The 20,153-nt window shown below is 64.7% G+C and carries 22 protein-coding genes; 18 read left to right on the plus strand and 4 right to left on the minus strand.

Annotation, left to right across the window (positions count from 1 at the left end):
* Positions 1–9 precede the first annotated feature (9 nt).
* The 6 genes from pgsA (at position 10) to EWU68_RS13280 (ending at position 4,376) form a co-directional block, all read left to right on the plus strand.
* Positions 10–630, plus strand: a complete 621-nt coding sequence (gene pgsA / locus EWU68_RS07135; RefSeq protein ID WP_129315438.1) for a CDP-diacylglycerol--glycerol-3-phosphate 3-phosphatidyltransferase — start codon at positions 10–12, stop codon at positions 628–630.
* The gene (locus tag EWU68_RS07140; protein ID WP_129315439.1) at positions 627–1,136 is read left to right on the plus strand and encodes a CinA family protein; all 510 of its coding nucleotides are present in this window, start codon (positions 627–629) and stop codon (positions 1,134–1,136) included. The genes pgsA and EWU68_RS07140 overlap by 4 nt, the downstream gene beginning before the upstream one ends.
* A gap of 221 nt (positions 1,137–1,357) precedes the next feature.
* Positions 1,358–1,810, plus strand: a complete 453-nt coding sequence (locus tag EWU68_RS07145; protein ID WP_129315440.1) for a helix-turn-helix domain-containing protein — start codon at positions 1,358–1,360, stop codon at positions 1,808–1,810.
* A 247-nt stretch (positions 1,811–2,057) separates the two neighbouring features.
* Positions 2,058–2,279: a DUF3046 domain-containing protein gene (locus tag EWU68_RS07150; protein ID WP_129315441.1), complete on the plus strand. Its 222-nt coding sequence runs from the start codon at positions 2,058–2,060 to the stop codon at positions 2,277–2,279.
* 214 nt (positions 2,280–2,493) lie between these two features.
* The gene (recA, locus tag EWU68_RS07155) at positions 2,494–3,645 is read left to right on the plus strand and encodes a recombinase RecA (RefSeq protein ID WP_129315442.1); all 1,152 of its coding nucleotides are present in this window, start codon (positions 2,494–2,496) and stop codon (positions 3,643–3,645) included.
* Positions 3,645–4,376: a regulatory protein RecX gene (locus EWU68_RS13280; protein ID WP_238692370.1), complete on the plus strand. Its 732-nt coding sequence runs from the start codon at positions 3,645–3,647 to the stop codon at positions 4,374–4,376. The genes recA and EWU68_RS13280 overlap by 1 nt, the downstream gene beginning before the upstream one ends.
* Before the next feature lie 98 nt (positions 4,377–4,474).
* Here EWU68_RS13280 and EWU68_RS07165 read toward each other — a convergent pair whose 3' ends face one another.
* Positions 4,475–5,398 carry a hypothetical protein gene (locus EWU68_RS07165; RefSeq protein ID WP_129315443.1) on the minus strand — a complete coding sequence of 308 codons (924 nt, stop codon included), beginning with the start codon at positions 5,396–5,398 and terminating at the stop codon, positions 4,475–4,477.
* 179 nt (positions 5,399–5,577) lie between these two features.
* Between EWU68_RS07165 and miaB the strand changes: the two genes are divergently transcribed.
* The 3 genes from miaB to dapF all read left to right on the plus strand — a co-directional run bounded on the left by miaB (position 5,578) and on the right by dapF (position 9,152).
* The gene (miaB, locus tag EWU68_RS07170) at positions 5,578–7,143 is read left to right on the plus strand and encodes a tRNA (N6-isopentenyl adenosine(37)-C2)-methylthiotransferase MiaB (protein ID WP_129315478.1); all 1,566 of its coding nucleotides are present in this window, start codon (positions 5,578–5,580) and stop codon (positions 7,141–7,143) included.
* Positions 7,144–7,172: 29 nt separating this feature from the next.
* A complete protein-coding gene (gene miaA / locus EWU68_RS07175; RefSeq protein ID WP_170288132.1) occupies positions 7,173–8,132 on the plus strand; it encodes a tRNA (adenosine(37)-N6)-dimethylallyltransferase MiaA in 960 nt (319 codons plus the stop codon).
* A gap of 120 nt (positions 8,133–8,252) precedes the next feature.
* Complete coding sequence (gene dapF, locus EWU68_RS07180; protein ID WP_238692372.1) at positions 8,253–9,152, plus strand: diaminopimelate epimerase; 900 nt, start codon at positions 8,253–8,255, stop codon at positions 9,150–9,152.
* Here the strand turns inward: dapF and EWU68_RS07185 are convergent.
* Positions 9,149–9,766: a class I SAM-dependent methyltransferase gene (locus EWU68_RS07185; RefSeq protein ID WP_129315445.1), complete on the minus strand. Its 618-nt coding sequence runs from the start codon at positions 9,764–9,766 to the stop codon at positions 9,149–9,151. The genes dapF and EWU68_RS07185 overlap by 4 nt on opposite strands.
* Positions 9,767–9,942: 176 nt before the next feature.
* On the opposite strand from EWU68_RS07185, the gene hflX reads away from it, so the two are divergent.
* Together hflX and EWU68_RS07195 are read left to right on the plus strand one after the other, a co-directional pair.
* On the plus strand, positions 9,943–11,499 hold the full coding sequence (gene hflX, locus EWU68_RS07190) for a GTPase HflX (RefSeq protein ID WP_129315446.1): 1,557 nt from the start codon (positions 9,943–9,945) through the stop codon (positions 11,497–11,499).
* 19 nt (positions 11,500–11,518) lie between these two features.
* Entirely contained in the window at positions 11,519–13,558 is a 2,040-nt protein-coding gene (locus EWU68_RS07195; protein WP_129315447.1) for an ATP-dependent DNA helicase, read from the plus strand.
* Between the two features lie 104 nt (positions 13,559–13,662).
* On the opposite strand, the gene lexA is transcribed toward EWU68_RS07195, so the two are convergent.
* A complete protein-coding gene (gene lexA, locus EWU68_RS07200) occupies positions 13,663–14,403 on the minus strand; it encodes a transcriptional repressor LexA (protein WP_129315448.1) in 741 nt (246 codons plus the stop codon).
* A 327-nt stretch (positions 14,404–14,730) separates the two neighbouring features.
* Between lexA and EWU68_RS07205 the strand changes: the two genes are divergently transcribed.
* From EWU68_RS07205 to EWU68_RS07230, 7 genes are read left to right on the plus strand one after another with little or no spacing between them, the layout of a single operon-like run.
* On the plus strand, positions 14,731–15,120 hold the full coding sequence (locus tag EWU68_RS07205) for a LysM peptidoglycan-binding domain-containing protein (protein ID WP_129315449.1): 390 nt from the start codon (positions 14,731–14,733) through the stop codon (positions 15,118–15,120).
* A gap of 26 nt (positions 15,121–15,146) precedes the next feature.
* Entirely contained in the window at positions 15,147–16,274 is a 1,128-nt protein-coding gene (locus tag EWU68_RS07210; RefSeq protein WP_129315450.1) for a histidinol-phosphate transaminase, read from the plus strand.
* A gap of 58 nt (positions 16,275–16,332) precedes the next feature.
* Positions 16,333–16,947 carry an imidazoleglycerol-phosphate dehydratase HisB gene (gene hisB, locus EWU68_RS07215; protein ID WP_129315451.1) on the plus strand — a complete coding sequence of 205 codons (615 nt, stop codon included), beginning with the start codon at positions 16,333–16,335 and terminating at the stop codon, positions 16,945–16,947.
* Entirely contained in the window at positions 16,948–17,709 is a 762-nt protein-coding gene (gene hisH, locus EWU68_RS07220; protein WP_129315452.1) for an imidazole glycerol phosphate synthase subunit HisH, read from the plus strand.
* Entirely contained in the window at positions 17,706–17,873 is a 168-nt protein-coding gene (locus EWU68_RS13005; protein ID WP_156265440.1) for a hypothetical protein, read from the plus strand. Before hisH ends, EWU68_RS13005 begins: the two co-directional genes overlap by 4 nt.
* A gap of 15 nt (positions 17,874–17,888) precedes the next feature.
* Complete coding sequence (gene priA, locus EWU68_RS07225; protein WP_129315453.1) at positions 17,889–18,635, plus strand: bifunctional 1-(5-phosphoribosyl)-5-((5-phosphoribosylamino)methylideneamino)imidazole-4-carboxamide isomerase/phosphoribosylanthranilate isomerase PriA; 747 nt, start codon at positions 17,889–17,891, stop codon at positions 18,633–18,635.
* Positions 18,632–19,489 (plus strand): SseB family protein, encoded by an 858-nt coding sequence (locus EWU68_RS07230; RefSeq protein WP_129315454.1) that lies wholly within the window; start codon positions 18,632–18,634, stop codon positions 19,487–19,489. Before priA ends, EWU68_RS07230 begins: the two co-directional genes overlap by 4 nt.
* Before the next feature lie 39 nt (positions 19,490–19,528).
* Here the strand turns inward: EWU68_RS07230 and EWU68_RS13285 are convergent, their stop codons facing one another.
* Positions 19,529–20,047: a DUF1844 domain-containing protein gene (locus EWU68_RS13285; RefSeq protein ID WP_238692371.1), complete on the minus strand. Its 519-nt coding sequence runs from the start codon at positions 20,045–20,047 to the stop codon at positions 19,529–19,531.
* Positions 20,048–20,153: the final 106 nt, after the last annotated feature.

Genomic DNA, 20,153 nt, shown 5'->3' on the forward strand with positions numbered 1-20,153 from the left:
GGGGCACTCATGAGCAGCGCAGAATCATCGGGGTCTACCCCCAAGCAGTCCAACCTCAATCTCCCGAATGCGCTGACGACGCTCCGGATCCTGATGGTTCCGTTCTTCGTCTGGTTCCTCCTGGCCGGGGGCCACTTCGGCGAGGCGTCGATGGGGATGCGCTGGGCTGCGGTCGTCGTCTTCGGTGCCGCGATGTACACGGACAAACTCGACGGCGACATCGCACGTTCGAGAAACCTCATCACGGATTACGGGAAAATTGCCGACCCGATCGCAGACAAGCTCCTGACCGGAGCTGCCTTCGTGGTCCTGTCCATGCTGGGGGAGCTGTGGTGGTGGGTCACGATCGTGATCCTCGTGCGCGAGTGGGGCATCACCATCATGCGGTTCTTCGTGATCCGCTACGGGGTCATGGCCGCATCCAAGGGCGGCAAGCTCAAGACCGTCCTGCAGACGGTCGCCCTTGTGTTGTTCATCCTCCCGCTGGGGGCAGTGGGCTGGTGGCTGATGATTCCCGGGTGGATCGTCATGGCCGCCGTGGTTGTGGTGACCGTGGTGACCGGCGTGGATTACGTGGTCAAGGCAGTGGCACTCAGGCGCGACTACCTGGCCGGGAACGGAAAGTCATGAGTCGGCTTCCTCTTCCGGAGGACGAGACGACATCGGCCCTGGCAGCGCGCGCGGTCGCGTCCGGAACGGTGTCGGGTCAGACCGTGTCCACGGCGGAGTCATTGACCGCCGGGATGCTGGCCTCCACCATCTGCTCGGTGTCCGGCGCGTCCGCCGTCTTCTGGGGCGGGATTGTCTCCTACGACAACTCGGTCAAGTCCGGCGTGCTCGGGGTGCGAGAGGACCTGTTGGCGGACAAGGGCTCGGTGGATCCCGACGTCGCCCGCTCGATGGCAGCGGGGGCTCGGCGAGTCTGCGGCACGGACTGGGGTGTGTCCACGACCGGAGTAGCGGGCCCGAACCCTCATGACGGCAAACCCGTGGGCCTGGTTTACTTGGGGTGCGCCGGGCCTCAGGGATACGCGACCCGGGAACTGAGGCTCGAAGGCGATCGCGCGGAGATTCGGGAACAGACCGTGTGGGCGGCCCTGCGTCTGCTGGTGGAATCCATGGCCAGGGAGAGCTAATCGGTGGAGATTCCGGGATACACGATGTACCCAGAATATTCACAGCCTTCTCTCGCCGAGAGCGGGAATGAATTCCCAGGGAACTTGGTTTGAATGAACGTGACGGTGCAAAAACAATCCGTCCACAGGCCTGACGCACAGATGCGAACTGCATTAGGCTGAAGAAACCACGTGGCACTCAACACTGAGAGGCCACATCGAAAAGGGAGATAGGCATAAAGATGACTAAGCAACCCGTGTCCGTGAACGGCGTCGTCCGTTGGAAGGACGTGGGACAGTCAGAAGATTTCACGCCCGAACCGCAGGAGCCCAAAGTGATTGTCCTTCGCCACGAAATCGGTGAGGTCCTTCGAGACATCCGCCAGCGACAGGGACGCACCCTGCGCGAGGTGTCCCACAGTGCCCGCGTCTCGCTCGGATACCTCAGTGAGGTCGAGCGCGGTCAGAAGGAAGCCTCCTCAGAATTGCTCGCTTCCATTTGTGTGGCACTGGAGATTCCCTTGTCCCAGATGCTTCGAGAGGTCTCGGACCGTCTCGCGGCAGCCGAGGGGCTCAATGTTCCCGATACCGTCCCCAACGAACTTTCCGAGGAGTTCCGCCGCGAATACGGCATGAACGCCACCGGGTCGATGGATTTGCCGCATACGCAGCGAACTCGCCCGATCGTCCGGTAACCGCAGAGCGCGTCGCATCCCGATCGGGTTTCACCTGAGAAGCTGGAGCCCGGCGGGATGCGATCCGTGGGCTGGACAGAAAATCCGTGTTGTCATCGCGAGAAAATCGCGGACGGCGCGGATTTTCGTGTGAGAGGAGACCCTCGGGGCAGGCCGCCCGGACTACAACGAACCGAACGACCCACCACGATTTTTTGTGCCCTGTCGTGCGGATATCGTGATGACGGATCCAGAGGAAGGCTGAACCATGAAGATGTCGGAGTTCTGGCGGAGCATGGAAGACGAATTCGGCTTCGGCTACGCGCGAGTCGTGGGGGACCAGACGGTGCTCGACGCCGTCGGGAGCAGAACCGCGAACGAAGCGCTCGACGATGGTGTTGCCCCGCTCCGGGTGTGGCAGGCGGTGTGTCGTCAGCACGATCTGCCCGAGTCGCGGTGGTTGGGCACAGACCCGGGGGAACCCAGGTGAGGCGCGGATCCGGGTCGAACCGGTCGTTCCGGAACATCGAAAATATATTCGAATTCGCGTTCGAGATCGGTTAGACTCGAGGCCAGAGGCGTGGCGCGGGTTTTCCACAGATGCCCCAAACCGCTTAACTTGTCAGTCCCCTTGACTAGCGTGAGGACTGAAACGCACGACAGCAGGTTCGTCGTCATCGACGGGCCACGGAATTGAGGTAATCATGGCTGCTAAATCGCGAAACACGGCTTCCGTATCCCGCGCGACCGGTTCGGACCGGGAGAAAGCACTGGACACGGTTCTTGCGCAGATCGACAAGAACTATGGCAAGGGCTCGGTCATGCGGCTGGGGGACAGGGAAGCGGTCAAGACAGAGACCATTTCGACCGGTGCCCTCGCACTCGACGTGGCATTGGGCGTCGGGGGTCTTCCCCGGGGCCGCGTGGTCGAGGTCTACGGCCCGGAGTCCTCGGGCAAAACCACCCTCGCACTGCATGCTGTGGCGAATTGCCAGAAGGCCGGCGGTATCGCGGCCTTCATCGACGCCGAGCACGCTCTCGACCCCGTCTACGCGGAAAAGCTCGGTGTGGACACCGACTCCCTCCTCGTCTCTCAGCCCGATACGGGTGAACAGGCGCTGGAGATCATGGACATGTTGGTCGGTTCGGGTTCCATCGACATCATCGTCGTCGACTCCGTGGCGGCACTGACCCCTCGCGCCGAGATCGAAGGCGAAATGGGGGACTCCCACGTGGGGTTGCAGGCTCGGCTGATGTCCCAGGCCCTGCGCAAGATCACGGGTCGTTTGTCGCAGACCAATACGACGGCCGTTTTCATTAACCAGTTGCGCGAAAAGATTGGGGTCTTCTTCGGGAGCCCCGAGACCACCACAGGCGGCAAGGCCTTGAAATTCTACTCTTCGGTGCGCATTGATATTCGTCGCATTGAAACGCTCAAGGATGGCGCGAATCCGGTGGGCGCGCGCACCAAGGCCAAGGTCGTCAAGAACAAGATGGCACCACCGTTCAAGATCGCCGAATTCGACATGCTGTATGGCGAAGGAATTTCTGTCGAGGGCGGCATTATCGATATGGCGGTCGAGCACAATATCGTCAAGAAGTCCGGAGCCTGGTTCACCTACGGCGGGGACCAATTGGGCCAGGGCAAGGAGAATGCGCGGCGCTTCCTCAAGGACAACCCGGAGCTCGCAGAAGAAATACAGCAGAAGACTCTCGTCAAGGCCGGGATCATCGATTCGGAAGACGAGGACGTCAATGCTGGCTCCACTCCGATCGACGCGTCCGCAGGAGAAGACAGCGAGAATTCTGCCGAATTGAGCGATGACCCGCTGGATGCGTTGCCCGAGAACTTCTGATGAGTCTTCGCTCAGGTCGTGGCGACGGCCGGAACCGCTCTGGGGCCGGTCGTCGTCGCAATGGTAGTCGGCTCGGTGGCCCGGCAGCTTCCACGACGTCCTCGGCATCACGGGGCCTCGGGGGCGAAAGCTCGGGAGCTTCGGATTCTTCGGTTCACCTTCGCAACTACAACGCGGGGCAGAGTCCACGGGCGGGTGAAGAAAAGTCCGCCCCACCGACCGATGAGAAGACCGAGTACGACCAGGCCAAGGACATCGTTCTCCGGCAGCTCACTATGGCTGCGCGAAGCCGTGCCGAGCTGGAGGACAAACTGCGTTCGAAGCAGATCGGGGAGGAGACCATCACCGAGATCCTCGACAAATACGAGGACTGGGGACTGGTCAACGACCAAGAGTTTGCGGAGATGTACGTCAGAAGCCGATCGACCAGCCGCAAGCTCGCACGCCCGGCCCTGCGCCGCGAACTCGCAGACAAAGGCATCACGGGGGACATTGCGGACGAAGCGCTGGCCCAGCGCACGGACGAGGACGAACGGGAGGACGCCCGCACCTTGGTCCGAAAAAAGATCAAGCGTGGTGCGGATCTGAATGACAGGACCGTGAGGGAGAAGGAGCTGCGACGGCTGGCTTCGATGCTGGCCCGTCGAGGCTATTCGCCCGGTGTTGCCTTTGACGTGGCCAAGCAGGAGCTTCACATCGTCGGCGAGGAAGAATTCGACGATCTTCCCTGACCTGTCCTGCCCTGACCCGTCAGCCCGTGCAGGCGAACCGTCGCTGACGGGCCAAGATCCCGAATAGCTATTGCTGACGGGACCCCGATCTCGAGTGGCTAGGGGTCGGTGCGGGTCGGCGCGAGTTCCCTGAGTATCGATGCCAGGATCAGGCGTGAAATGCTTTCCCGCTCGGGAGTCACATTCCATCGAGACGCCAGGAAGTTCCCGATCTCGTTCCACTGGTCCGGGCTCGGACTTGCGTCGATCGTGCCCGGGTCCGGTGCCGAGGGCAGCCCCAGCCTGGCCTCGACCACCAGGAGCGCCGGATCGCAGTATCCGGTTCCCTCACCATCCAATTGCCGATAGGTACCATCGCGGTCCAGGGCAAAGTTGGCTGGGTTCATGTCGCCGCACCACATGACCGACAGGGCCGGGTCCAAGAAATCCCTCAGCTGGTCATCGGTGATACTCGCCCGCCGTGCCAGCCCCAAAGACGGCAGCGCCCCCGGGTGGCCTTTCACGGCGGACACCGGATCTGACCGGCCCAACGAGGCACGGAATTCTTCTGAGGTCGTGGAGGTCGCAGGAACCACCAGGTCCGGCCAGGACCGGGCCCACCTCAGCAGCTCCGCGGCGGAATACCGCCGCCCCGGGCGAACTTCCAGGTCCTCGTGGATGAGCACCCTGGCTTCGTCATCGTAGGCCAGGACCGAGGCGGCTCCGGGAAGCACCTTCGCGCCGAATTTGGCGCGCAAATAGCCGAAGCCACTCGCATTCCGCGCCGAGTCCCTTCGTCGAAAATATTTCAGAACCACTGACCGTTGCCCCGACCGACAGCGCGCCACGATCGAACGGGGAGTAGAGGAGAGGACCTCGACGACGTCGATGACCCCACCCAACCGTTCCGCTGCAATCACCCCTCCTCGGCTCATGTGAGGGCGTGCCCGCGGACTCGACCACGCAACGAGATCATCGAACCCCGTGAAGACCGGGGGATCCGTGGCGCCGGGAAGGGCGGGGGAGATGCTGTGGTCGGTCACACCCCCCAGAATACGGCGAATGCGTGGTCCCAGGGCGGGTCGAAGCGCCCCGAACCGGCCCCCGTGATCGACGTCAAGGCCGTCAGCGAGAGGTGCCCGGTGTCTTGTACGCTGACAGGGTGACTGCGAACCCCACCGACGAAGACCGCCAGACTCCTGCACCCGATGCCGCAGCACCCATGCCGGGCATCGACGAGCAGACCGGAGAGCACCGCACCTACGAGGTCAGAACCTTCGGGTGCCAGATGAACGTGCACGACTCCGAGAGGATCTCCGGGCTCCTCGAGTCGGCAGGATATGTCCCCTTCTCCGAGACCGCGCTCCCGGAAGGCACTGTGCCCGAGAAGACGTCCTCGAAGGACGCCCCCGACCTTGTCGTATTCAATACGTGTGCCGTTCGGGAGAATGCGGACAACAAGCTGTACGGCAACTTGGGGAACCTCGCGCCCACGAAGCGCGAGAACAAGGGCATGCAGATCGCCGTCGGCGGTTGCCTGGCCCAGAAGGACCAGAACACGATCGTGGAGAAGGCCCCCTGGGTCGACGTCGTGTTCGGTACGCACAACATCGGTTCGTTGCCGGCCCTGCTCGAACGCTCGCGGCACAACGAAGAAGCGGCCACCGAACTCCTCGAGTCCCTCGAGGTGTTCCCGTCCACGTTGCCGACCAAGCGGGACTCGGTCTATTCGGGGTGGGTCTCCATCTCCGTCGGATGCAACAACACGTGCACGTTCTGCATCGTGCCGTCCCTCCGGGGCAAGGAAAAGGACCGTCGACCCGGAGACATCCTCACGGAAGTGCAAGCCCTGGTCGACGACGGCGCCATCGAGGTGACCCTCCTGGGCCAGAACGTGAATTCCTACGGCGTCGAATTCGGCGATCGGCAAGCCTTCTCGAAACTGCTGCGAGCCTGCGGACAGATCGAAGGACTCGAACGGGTGCGATTCACCAGTCCGCACCCGGCCGCATTCACCGACGACGTCATCGATGCGATGGCGGAGACCCCGAACGTCATGCCCGTGCTGCACATGCCCCTGCAATCGGGGTCCGACAAGGTGCTCAAGGATATGCGCCGGTCATACCGCTCCAAGAAGTTCCTGGGGATCCTGGACAAGGTCCGGGAACGGATCCCGCACGCCGCGATCACCACGGACATCATCGTCGGGTTCCCGGGCGAGACGGAGGAGGACTTCCAGGCCACCCTGGATGTGGTCGAGAAGTCCCGCTTCTCCTCCGCATTCACCTTCCAGTACTCGATCCGGCCGGGAACCCCCGCGGGCGAGATGGAGAATCAGGTGCCCAAGGAGGTCGTCCAGGAGCGGTACGAGAGGCTGACTGCTCTCCAGGACCGCATCAGCCGCGAGGAGAACGAGCGGTTGATCGGTACCCAGGTCGAGGTCATGGTCAGCGCCGCAACGGGCCGCAAGAGCGGCGAGACGCACCGTTTGTCAGGCCGAAGCAAGGACCAGCGCCTCGTTCACTTCTCGGTGCCCGCTGGTGCCGAGTCGCCGAGACCCGGCGACCTCGTGACGCTCACGATCACCGAGGCCGCTGCATTCCACGTGATCTCGGACCCGGCTTCGGCGTCCCCGGCTGATTACTCCGTACGGCGTTCCCGCGCCGGCGACGCATGGGACCGGGCCCAAGCAGAATCCTGCGGAACGGGCGGCGGCAAGCCGGGCACGACCCTTCTGGGCATGCCATCGATACCTGGCCGGTCGTCGGCCCTCACCGGCGCCCGCTAGCAGTGGATCGCTCGGTTCGTCGCGACGCCATGGACAATGCGCCGGCGCCCCAGGAAACGGGTCACGATGGTTTGCCCGTCCTTCCGGTCCTTGCCGTGGTCGGCCCCACCGGCACTGGCAAATCGGACCTCGCCGTGGCCTTGGCGCACGCCTTGCACGGTGAAGTGATCAACGCTGACTCGATGCAGTTCTACCGCGGGATGGATATCGGTACTGCCACCTTGCCCGTGGCCGAGCGGGGCGGCGTGCCGCATCACCTTCTCGACACGCTCGATATTCGGGAAGAGGCCTCCGTGGCGGACTTCCAGCAGCGAGCGCGACAGGTCATTGAGGAGATCCGCGGCCGAGGCCGCGTCCCGATACTGGTAGGCGGTTCCGGGCTCTACGTTCGAGCCGCCCTCGACGTCCTGGACTTTCCCGGGACGGACCCGGGGGTCCGTGAGCGGCTCGAAGGCGAGCTGGAGGCTCGGGGGCGCGGACCTCTGCTCGCCCGGCTGACGGAGGTCGATCCGGAGTCGGCGGATCGCGTCAAAGACGACCGCCGACTCGTGCGCGCACTCGAAGTTCATGAGGTCACCGGGAGGCCCTTCTCCTCCTACATGCCGCGGCGCGAGTATTTTCAGCCGGCCCTCCAAGTCGGCCTGGACGGCGACCGAGATGTGTTGCACGAGCGTCTCGCGGATCGCGTCCGCACCATGGTCCGGGACGGCTTGATCGATGAGGTTCGCCACCTTGCGGACCATGGGCTCCGCGAGGGCAAGACCGCATCGCGTGCGGTGGGGTACTCGCAGTTCCTCCGCGTCGTCGAGGGGACGACGTCGATCGAGACGGCGATCGAAGAAACCGTCGTCGCCACTCGCCAACTGGCCCGTCGCCAGAGCACGTGGTTCCGGGCCGATCCGAGAATTCATTGGCTGGATTTCTCGGACCCCTTGGACGAGAACGTGACGCGTGTGGTTGAGCTGTTCCGCCGGACGGCGGCGGGTTAAACTGGAATGGTGACTTCTCATCGAACCGCCGCACCCGACCACTCCGTCGAAGAATCTGCCGCCCCTGTTGACGCTGCTCACCAGACAGAGCGGGCGGGGGAGGACTCCCCGTGGGGTGAACTGTCCGGCATCAGCCTGACGAAGGGACACGGCACGGGCAACGATTTCGTGCTGTTGACCGATGCCCAGGGGCGACTTTCACTCGAGGGCTCCCTGGTCGAGTCGGTGTGCGACCGTCACCGCGGTATCGGTGCGGACGGTGTGATCCGTGCGATCCGGTCGGAAGAGCTTCCCGAAGGCCGGCAGGTGCTGGAAACGTCGCCCGATGCCGAGTGGTTCATGGACTACCGCAACGCGGACGGCTCATTGTCGGAAATGTGCGGCAATGGTGTGCGCGTGTTCGTCCACTACCTCCTGACGGAGGGCCTCGTTTCCCTCGAACCCGGCCAGAGCCTGACCATCGGGACCCGGGGAGGGGCGAAGGTCGTGGCCAAGGTCGAGGACGGCTACGCGGTCGATATGGGACCGTGGGGCTTCATCCATGGCGACGAAGCTCGCGACTCGGGTTCGGACAGTCTCGTGACGGCTCGCGGGCTGAGGACGCCCCGCCCCGGCCTGTCGATCACCATGGGCAATCCGCACACGGTGGTCGCCCTGGCCGGCGAGGAGAAGCTCGGCAAGCTCGGGCTCGACGAGGCCCCGAACGTACGTCCGGTTCCGCCCCAGGGGACCAACGTCGAGTTCGTGGTTCCGGTGGACTCTGAGGACAACGACACGATCGGCCGCATTGCAATGAGGGTTCACGAGCGCGGTGTGGGAGAGACCCAATCCTGCGGCACTGGAGCCTGCGCGGCGGCTGCGGCGACTCGCTTCTGGGCGGGAGACGACGCGCCCGATGAATGGGTCGTCGAGGTGCCCGGAGGCGCGGTAGCAGCAACATTCGTCATGGCCCCGGACGAGCTGGAACACGTGGTCCTGTCAGGACCGGCCGTCCTGGTCGGCAAGATTGTTCTGGGCTAGACTTCCTGGGCGGGTCCCCGCCGGACCTCGATGACACGAAACCCTTTGGACGTGGCATACCGGTGGACGGCGAACTCCGCACCCAGGTTCTGGGCCAACCACGGAATCAGCGAATCCGCGCCGAGGTTCTTCTGGACCACGAGGTAGGCTGAGCCCCCGACCGAGAGCCTGGGCAACCAGGTCATCAGAATGTCGTGCAGAACGTCCTTGCCCACGCGAATGGGCGGGTTGGACCAGATGGTGTCGAAGGTCAGGCCGGGGTCGACGTCGTCGGGCAACGCGGTCGAGATCGTGTCCAGTCCCATCGACGCCGCATTGCGCCGAGTCAGCTCGATACTGCGCTGATTGACATCCACACCAAGGACCTGGGCGCCGGGTCTCCTGAGCGCCAGAGTCAGGGTGATCGGCCCCCAGCCACAGCCTATGTCCAGGAGGGAATTTCCTCGCGGCTCGGGCGCTTCTCTGAGGAGAACAGCGGTCCCCTTGTCGAGTCCCTTGGGGCTGAAAACGCCCGATGCCGTCACGAGGTGTCTTTCGGAGCCCTCGAGCTCGACGGTCAGGGGGCGGGGCGTCAGCCCGTCCTCGTCGTGGGAGGAAAAGTAGTGCTCGGCCATGAAGAGCGATTTTACGGCATGAGCGCCACTGCGGGACCCGACCGGAAACAGACCGTCGCCGCTCCGGGCGGTCATCCACAAATGGACGCGCGCCACGGTGCACGACGTGGCGACGCGGATAGAATTGCAGAACACGACGTCGCCGGAAAGCCGTGCGGCACCCCAAGAAAGGCACTATGCCCCAGAACGAAACCACAGGTTCCGCGGACCAGGGCGGTTCGCGGCCGACCGACGCCCAGCTCAGGGCCAGCGTGGATCGAGTCCTCGGTCGATTCTCCGCCGAAGAAGAACACGAGGAAGCGATCCTCGACCGCAAGGCCCCCGAATTGGCCCGCGAGGGCGAGGAACCAACCGCCGCGGACGGCGACCAGCAGGAACTCGAAGAACGTCGAGCGTTGCGCCGCGTCCACGGTCTCTCCACGGAGCTCGAGGACGTCACCGAGGTGGAATACCGCCAACTGCGGCTTGAGAAGGTCGTCCTGGCGGGCATCTGGTCGGAAGGAACGCAGGCCGAAGCGGAGAACTCATTGCGGGAGCTGGCCGCGCTGGCCGAGACCGCCGGGTCGGAGGTGCGCGACGGCCTGGTCCAGCGTCGCCTCAAGCCCGATCCGGGGACTTTCCTGGGGTCGGGCAAGGCCCAGGAACTCCGCGAGATCGTGCAATCGAGCGGCGCGGACACGGTCATCATTGATTCCGAACTTGCACCCTCCCAGCGGCGCGCCCTCGAGGACATCGTCAAGGTCAAGGTCATCGACCGGACCTCGCTGATCCTCGACATCTTCGCCCAGCACGCCAAGTCGCGGGAGGGCAAGGCCCAGGTTGAACTCGCTCAGCTTGAGTACTTGCTGCCCAGGCTCCGCGGCTGGGGCGATTCCATGTCCCGGCAGGCCGGTGGTCGTGCCGCGGGTGGTGAAGGCATCGGTTCCCGTGGTCCCGGTGAGACCAAGATCGAGCTGGACCGGCGTCGTATTCGTTCCCGCATGGCGAAGCTGCGGCGTGAGATCGCGGCGATGAAACCGGCCCGAGAGACCAAACGTCAGAATCGTCGTCGCAACCATGTTCCCTCGGTCGCGATCGCCGGGTACACCAACGCCGGGAAGTCCTCGCTGCTCAACAGGCTCACGGATGCCGGCGTGCTCGTGGAGAACGCGCTGTTTGCGACCTTGGATCCGACGGTCCGCAAGGCCGTGACTCCTGACGGGATCGGCTACACGCTCTCGGACACCGTGGGGTTCGTGCGCTCCCTGCCGACGCAGCTGGTCGAGGCCTTCCGATCCACGTTGGAGGAGGTCGCCGATTCGGACGTCATCCTGCACGTCGTCGACGTCTCCCATCCCGAGCCCGAGGGCCAGATCCGGGCGGTTCGCGACGTGCTGGCCGATGTGGATGCCCACGACGTCCCGGAAATCATTGTGCTCAACAAGGCCGATACGGCCGATCCGTATGTTGTTGAGCGTCTGCGCCAGCGGGAACCTCGACACGCCGTCGTGTCGGCTCGTACCGGCGAGGGGATCGACGAGCTCAAACAGCTGATTTCTGACACCATTCCGAGGCCGGACGTTCGGCTCGAACTCCTTGTGCCCTACTCCCACGGAGAGGTTGTCTCGCGGTTGCATTCGTGGGATGCCGAGATCCTCTCGACCGAGTTCGAAGAGGGCGGAACGCGGATGAGCGTTCTGGTCCGTCAGGACATGGCGGCAGATCTGCACGATTACACGATTTCGAACGCCTGAGCTGTCGGAGGCTGGATTCATGGATACTGCTCCGACGGGCGAGGAGCCGGAGACGCTGCCAGGGGCCAAAGACGTCCTGGAGCTGCTGGACACCGCCGTCGACAGGACGGGCGGGCAACGGCGCGACGGGCAGAGGCGCATGGCCGCTCATGTGGCCCAGGCGCTGGAGACGAACAAACATCTGCTGGTTCAGGCGGGTACGGGAACGGGCAAGTCGTTGGCCTATCTGATTCCGGCGATCCGGAGGGCGATCGACGCCGAGTCCCCGATTGTGGTGGCGACCGCGACCTTGGCCCTCCAGGCGCAGATCGTCACCCGGGACATGCCGCGCCTGCTCGAGACCTTGGACGACCAGCTCGAGCGACCGGTCGACGTCGCCCTGCTCAAGGGGCGGAACAACTACGTGTGCCTGCACAAACTCGAGGGCGGGTACCCTGAGGAAGAAGACCCCAACGCGCTCTTCTCCCTGAACTCCGAGGGGGCGTCCGCATCCGGGCATCCGGATCGCGGCGGCACGGGTCTCGCCGAGGAAATCGTGCGACTCCGCTCCTGGGCGGAAACGAGCGACACCGGAGACCGGGACGAACTCTTGCCCGGGGTCAGCGACAAGGCGTGGAGACAGGTTTCCGTGACCGCGTCCGAATGTCTCGGCCGCAAGTGCCCCCTGGTCGAAGAGTGCTTCTCGGAACTGGCGAGGCAGAAAGCCGGCGAGGCCGACATCGTCATCACCAACCACGCACTCCTGGCCATCAACGCCTTCGAAGGAATCGGCGTCCTTCCTGAGCACGACACCGTGATCGTCGATGAGGCCCACGAACTCGTCGACCGGGTCACGGGTGCCGTGACAGGGGCGATTTCTCCCATCATGGTGCGCTCCGCGGCCAGAGCGGTGCGCAAGCACACGAGCGCCTCCCACGACCCGCTGACCGATGCCGCCGACGCCTTGGACGCCGCGTGCACCGGAAAGCCCGCGGAGCTCATGGCGCACGGTCTGACCCCGGATCTGCAGAGAGCCATGGAACTGGTGCGTGACGCGAGCCGCGCGGCTCTGTCCGACACCAAGCCCGAAGGTAAGGATGCCGACGCCGGCCGACAGACCGCCCGAGCCCGCCTGACCGAGATCCTCGAGCTGGCCGAGAGGACGCTCGGGGCCGACGGCAAGTACGAGGTCGTGTGGATCAGCCGGGTCGGGGGCTGGGAACCGGGACGCGGTTACGTTGCCGCGGCAGACACCGACCCGGCGACCATTCACGTGGCGCCGTTGTCGGTGGCGTCGAGGCTCCGGGAAGGCATGTTCCAGGACCGTACGGTCGTGCTGACCTCGGCCACCCTCGCCATCGGTCACTCCTTCGACTCGGCGGCCGGCTCGCTCGGACTCATGGGCGAGAAGGCACCCGTGTGGGAGGGCCTCGACGTGGGCTCACCCTTCGACTATCCCAAGCAGGGAATGCTGTATCTCGCGTCGGACCTGCCGAAACCGGCGCGGGGAGTCTCAGAGGAACAGCTCGAGCGGGTGCTCCAACTGGTCGAGGCCTCGGGCGGAGGGACCTTGGGCCTGTTCTCTTCCAAACGAGGGGCCGAGCAGGCGGCCGAGTACGTGAGGAACAATTCTGACCTGGAGGTCCTCGTCCAGGGCGAGTCCTCCCTGCGCGGGCTGGTCAAAGAATTCACGGAAGACGCCGACACCTGCCTCTTCGGGACCATGAGCTTGTGGCAGGGAGTCGATGTTCCGGGCGAATCGTGTCGCCTGGTGATCATCGACCGGATCCCGTTTCCGCGTCCCGATGATCCTCTGTCCTCCGCCCGGGCCCGGGCCGTGAGCCAGACCGGAGGGAACGGGTTCATGGCCGTCTCGGCTTATCACGCGGCCATCAGGTTGGCCCAGGGGGCCGGACGGCTGATTCGCTCGCAAGACGACCGCGGCGTCGTGGCCGTCCTGGATTCCAGGCTCGCCACGGCACGCTACGGCGGGTTCCTGCGCAGCGCACTGCCCCCGTTGTGGACCACCGACAATCTGCCAACGGTCACTGCCGCCCTGCGGAGGCTCGCCGCCGGGTGATCCCGTTGCCCCGGCGCACGCCGACGGGGCGATGCGGACGCGCGGCGGGGCCGCGGGCGTAGGCGCGCGTGCCCCGGAGCGAGTGACGCCGGCCGGGGCGGGACTTACACGGAGCGCAGGACCGAAACGACCTTGCCCATGATCGTCGCGTGGTCTCCGAGAATTGGCTCGTACTGTCGATTCTGAGGCAGCAGCCAGGTGTGCCCGTCCCGTTGCCGGAAGGTCTTGACCGTGGCCTCGTCGTCGAGCAGCGCAGCGACGATGTCGCCGTTCTCCGCGTCGCTCTGCTGGCGGACCACAACCCAGTCGCCGTCGCAGATCGCGGCCTCGACCATCGAGTCTCCTCGCACCTCGAGCATGAAGAGCTGGCCCTGCCCGACCAATTGACGGGGGAGGGCGACGACGTCGTCCACGTGCTGTTCAGCAGTGATGGGAACACCTGCCGCGATCCGGCCGACCAGCGGCACCTGGGCCGTGGCCCCATCCGGTTGGGTCTCCGGGAAGAGCGGCACGACCTTGTCGTTCGATTTTTCTCGTGACGGTTCCGGGGCGGGTCGTTCCCGAGGCGCGGCAGCCGGAAACCGGGGGCCGTCTTCTCCCACGGGTGTTTCGCAGAGCACCTCGATGGCCCGCGGCCGCTTCGGATCGCGACGGATGAGGCCGAGGGCCTCCAACCGCGAGAGCTGATGGGTCACGCTCGACAGGCTGGACAGGCCGACCAGGTCGCCGATCTCTCGCATGGACGGTGGATAGCCGTGCGTCTCGACGGACGATGCAATCGCCTCGAGAATCTTGCGCTGTCGCGGGGTGAGCGGCTTGGCCTGGTGAGGAAGCTGGGTGGCCACCGGTTCGTCCTTCCCTGGAGGTGCTTAAGTTGTCAGTCGCCCCGTGTGTACTGGAACTACGGCTCGGGCGACAACGGTCATCGTGCAGTCGCCCGTTCGGATGCGCTTGGTGAAAGTCGCACCGTGAGGAGTCCTCCCCGGAGGGAAGGCGCTCCGGCCGGTACAACCGATTTTCTTTACCCCTCAGGCTAAGCCAGAGGAAGTGGCAAATCAAACATGTGTTCTATTTTTCTCGACAGTGTTCGAAGACTTTGGTAGAACAGACGTACGAACTCGAACACCAGTTCGAATAATCATCACTCTCGCCGAATACGAAGGGATCTTCGCATGAGCACGTTTACTCAGACCACAAGCCGCGACGCGGAATGGATCCGTCACGTGGGGACCGCTCGTGTTCGAACCTCGCGCATCTCGCTGACTCGCCGAGGCCGTTTCGTGTTCTTCGGAGTGCCGGTGCTCTCCGCCGTCGTCGTCGTCGCGGTGGCTCTCATGATGTTCCTCGTGCCCGGCACCGCGCAGGCGGGTACGGAGAGTGCCGCCTCGACCACGCAGTCCATTGTCGTCGGCAGCGGGGACACGCTGTGGGACATCGCTCGGGACGTGGACTCCAGTGCGGATGTTCGAGTGACCATGGACAAGATCAACGATCTGAACGATCTGGGCAGCGGGCAGGTTACTCCCGGACAGCGTCTTATTGTCCCGATAATTTCGGAGTGAGGATCGGCGGTCCTTAGCATAGTGGGGTGACTGACTCATTGGACGCGCTGAACAACCTGCCCCTCCGGGACGACCTTCGCGGTCGGTCCCCTTACGGTGCTCCCATGCTCGAGGTGCCGTACGCGTTGAACGTCAACGAAAACACGCATCCGATGCCGACCGAGGTTGTGGAGGCGGTGACCGAAGGAGTGCGAGAAGCGGCTCGTTCGCTCAACCGTTATCCGGACCGTGATTTCACGGAGCTCCGTTCAGAACTCGCCGCGTTCGTGGGACACGGCCTCGACCAGAACAATCTGTGGGCGGCCAATGGGTCGAACGAAATTCTCCAGCAGATCCTGCAAGTTTTCGGGGGACCGGGACGCCGGCTCATGAGTTTCGTTCCTACGTATTCGATGTATCCGCTCTTGGCTTCGGGGACCAACACCGAGTTTGTGGCGGGGGAAAGGGCCGAGGACTTCTCGCTGTCTCCCGAATCCGCGGCACGTCAGGTCGCCGACCAGCAGCCGGCCATCACGATCCTCTGCTCCCCGAACAATCCGACCGGCACGGCTCTCGACCCCGAGGTCGTCGAGGCCGTGTACGACGCCGCGACATCCTTCGACGGAATCGTCGTGGTCGATGAAGCCTACGCTGAGTTCGCGAGAGACCCCGACCGGACGGCGCTCAGGTTGTTGCCGGGGCGCGAACGACTCATCGTCAGCCGAACCATGAGCAAGGCATTCGCCCTTGCGGGCGCCAGGATCGGGTACTTCGCGGCGGCTCCTGCCGTGGTGGATGCGATCAAGCTGGTCAGGCTCCCGTACCACTTGTCCGCCGTCACACAGGCCACGGCATTGGCCGCCCTGCGTTACCGCGGGAGGCTTCTGGCCAACGTGGAGGACATCAAGAAGCAGAGGGACCGCATCGTCGAGCACTTGCGGGACCTGGGCTTGAGTCCCGCGTCCTCGGATTCGAATTTCGTCTTCTTCGGCGGGGTGGGAGACAGCCACGGACTGTGGCAGGACCTTCTGGAGGACGGCGTCCTGATTCGCGACGTCGGAATTCCGGGGCATCTGCGCGTCACGGCGGGGACCGAGGAAGAAACCACCGCTTTTCTCGATAGTCTGGACAGGCACATCGAGCGGCGGCGGGACCTGGACCCCGCCGGCACCTGAGACTTTCGGAACCGAGCCAGACAGTGAGGGCCCGAGCCCTCTCGACCGCAGGAGAGTCATGACGACCCCATCATCGGCCCGCACGGCCAGCATGAGCCGCGAAACCAGCGAATCCAAGGTTTCCGTCGACATCAACCTGGACGGAACCGGGCGGTCCCGTATCGAGACGACCGTGCCGTTCTACGATCACATGCTCACGGCGCTGTCCAAGCATTCCCTGATCGACCTGGACATTCGATGCTCGGGCGATACCCACGTGGACGTGCACCACACCGTGGAGGATACGGCTATCGTCCTGGGTGAGGCCTTGAAGGAAGCTCTGGGGGACAAGAGCGGAATCCGTCGGTTCGGTCAAGCCGCGGTGCCTCTTGATGAAGCGCTGGCCCGAGCGGTCGTGGATATTTCCGGCCGTCCATTCCTCGTGCACACGGGGGAGCCGGAAGGCTTTGAATTTCACCTGATTGGCGGGCACTTCACCGGTTCCATGGTGCGCCACGTCCTGGAAGCCCTGTCCTTCCACGCGGGGATCTGCTTGCACATGAATGTCGTCTCCGGCAGGGATCCCCACCACATTGCGGAGGCCGAGTTCAAAGCCTTGGCCCGCGCGCTGCGCGAGGCCGTGGAGTCGGACCCGCGAGTCGAGGGCATCCCTTCCACGAAGGGGGCCCTGTAAATGGTGTCCGGACCAGCGAAGGATTCGTACGAGCAGGCTGAGAGCTCGCGCCCGACCGTGACCGTTCTCGACTACGGGGCCGGTAACGTCCGTTCCGCCGTGCGTGCATTGGAGGCCGCTGGTGCCGACGTCGTCCTGTCTCGGTCGGAGTCCGACGTCCTCGGGGCCGACGGTCTTGTGGTCCCCGGGGTCGGCGCCTTCTCGGCAGTCATGAGCGCTCTCAGAGCGGCTGACGCACCCAGAATGATCGGGCGCCGAATCGCCGGCGGGCGTCCCGTCCTCGGCATCTGCGTGGGTCTCCAAGTGTTCTTCGAGCACGGGTCCGAGCATGGGCAGGAGACCGACGGCTTGGGGGAGTGGCCCGGCCGAGTGGAGCGACTGCGGTCCGACGTCGTGCCCCACATGGGATGGAACTCGGTCCAGCCGCCGGAGGGCAGTACTCTGTTCCGCGGTGTGGAGGACGAAAGGTTCTATTTCGTCCATTCCTATGGGGTCCAGGAATGGGACTTCGACCAGACCATCGAAGCCATGAAGCCTCCGCAGGTCACCTGGTCCGATCATGGTGGACCGTTCATCGCGGCCGTCGAGAACGGCCCGTTGTCTGCGACGCAATTCCATCCCGAAAAGTCCTCGGCGGCCGGCCTTCAGCTGTTGCGGAACTGGCTGGGCACCCTTCCGCGCGCCGGGCGGCTCGAAACCGCCGGCGCGAAGGTCGACCTCGAACATCAGGACATCGACCCGAGAGGACGTGACCCGCGGTGAGCCCCATAGTCTCAGGACTGCTGCTCATGACCTTCGGCGCCTTCCTCGCCGGAGGTGCCATTTCCTTCCGCAGGCAGAAGATCACCGTCATCGCCCAGCTCGTCCTCTGGGTGCTCGCGGTCGCCTTCTTCGCCTATGGCTTTTACGTGACAACTCTGGATTAGAGGGGACCACTTCGCATGACAACCAACGAAAGACTCGAGCTTCTTCCTGCTGTGGACGTAGCCGACGGCCAGGCCGTGCGGCTCGTGCAGGGCGAGGCCGGATCGGAAACGGGCTACGGCGACCCGGTCGAGGCCGCCCTGGCCTGGCAGGAGGCCGGGGCCGAGTGGCTCCACCTGGTCGATTTGGACGCCGCGTTCGGCCGAGGCAACAACGCAGACGTGCTTCGCCGCGTGTCCCAGTCGCTGGACCTCAAGATCGAGATGTCCGGCGGGATTCGCGACGACGAGTCACTCGAGCGAGCCCTGGCCCTCGAACCTGCGCGTATCAACCTCGGAACGGCCGCGTTGGAGAACCCCGAGTGGACCAAGCGGGTCATCGCCGAACATGGCGACGTCATCGCCGTGGGCCTCGACGTGCGGGGAACCACGTTGGCGGCGCGCGGGTGGACGCAAGCGGGCGGCGATCTCTGGGAGGTCCTCGATCGGCTCAACGACGACGGGTGCGCCCGTTACGTGGTCACGGACGTGACGAAGGATGGGACGTTGCAGGGTCCCAACACCGAACTTCTCGCCGAGGTGGCCCGTCGCACCGACAAGCCGGTGGTTGCCTCCGGCGGCATCTCCTCCCTGCAGGACATCGAGTCCCTGCGCACGATGGTTCCCCACGGTGTCGAGGGCACCATCGTGGGCAAGGCCCTCTACGCAGGGAAGTTCACGCTCGCCGAGGCCCTCGACGTCGCCGGGCGTCCGGAGCGCCCATGACCGGCAAGAAGGATCTGCCCGCCCACATTCGCGCCCAGCTCGCGAGTGCAGGGCGGTCGACGGACACCGGGGGACAGCCCTGGGAGGGCCGAAACCTGGGGGAAGGGACCTCCCACACCCACGCGTATCCTTCCGACGACGGGTTGACGCCCGCAGACCTCGACGCCGCCCTCGGCCGTTTCGCGCGCGGGGAGGCTCCGGAGGAGGTCGTCGTCGACGCCCTCGCGAACGTGCGGCTGTTTGCGCCGGTGGTCGCAGAGCTGTCCCAATCCCACGTCACCGAGGAAGGGCTTGTCTCCGACAAGGAGTCGGACATGGCGCTGGTCAGCATCCAGGCCCCGGACGGACGCAAGGCCCTGCCCGTGTTCTCCAATGTGGAGGACCTGACTTCCTGGCATGATCAGGCCCGCCCCGTGGCCGCGGACTCCAGAAAAATGGCGCTCTCCGCGGTCGAGGACGAGAACCAGCTGCTTGTGCTGAACCCGGGCTCGGCACTGACCTTCGTGGTTCGCAGGCCGGCCCTGTGGGCCATCGCCAAAGGTACCAGGTGGCGTCCCGCCTACTCCGATCCCGAAGTGCTCGAGGCGTTGCAGGAATGCGGGGAGCCGGACCCGTCCGTTATGTCGGTCACCATGGCTCCCGGACGAGGAGTGGGCTGCCGCGATGCCGAAGGCCACCTCCTCCCCGGCGGAGGGCCGGGGCCGGAGCTGAGCGTCGAACTCACGATTCGCCCCGGACTGGACCAGAGGGAACTCGACACGGCGGTCGAAGAATTCCAGAAACGCTTTTCGGCCCATCAGACCCTTGCGGATCGGGTCGATTCGGCTGACATTCGTCTGCGAGCCGGATCCTGACGGCCGCCCCGGCTCGGCCGAGCCGGGGATCGGCGTCGCTCAGAAGACGGGGCCGGTGAATTTTTCTCCGGGGCCCTGACCCGGTGCGTCCGGGGAGATGGATGCCTCGCGGAAAGCCAGTTGCAAGGAGCGGAGGCCATCGCGCAGGGGACCAGCATGCTGGGACCCGATTTCAGGGGCCGCCGCCGTGACCAGTCCGGCCAACGCCGTGATGAGCTTCCGAGCCTCGTCGAGATCCTTGACGTCGTCCGCATCTTCTTCGGCAGCCAAACCGCATTTCACGGCCGCGGCACTCATCATGTGCACCGCGGAGGTGGTGATGACCTCAACGGCCGCGACGTCGGCGATATCGCGCATTTGCTGCCCGATGGCTTCGACCTCCTCGGGCGTAGGTTCTGAGGCCGACGGGTTGTGCGCTGCCGCGACGGACTCGTCGAATCGGAAGGTCTCCCGCGAATTCGTATCGCGGCCGGAGTCCTGGGAAGAAGAATTGTTGGTCATGAGTCCAGCTTCCCACAGGGGCACGGTGATCGGGCCTCCCGTGACGGGGTTTGTCATGAACACCACTGGGAGCGGACCTGCCCATGGTGTATAGTGGTCAGCAGTTTCAAGCGGAGCTGAGCTCCCACCCGCGCCAATCCCTCGGATTGCCGGGTTGTGTCAC

Source organism: Rothia koreensis, from assembly GCF_004136575.1.
In the GTDB taxonomy this organism is placed as follows: domain Bacteria; phylum Actinomycetota; class Actinomycetes; order Actinomycetales; family Micrococcaceae; genus Rothia; species Rothia koreensis.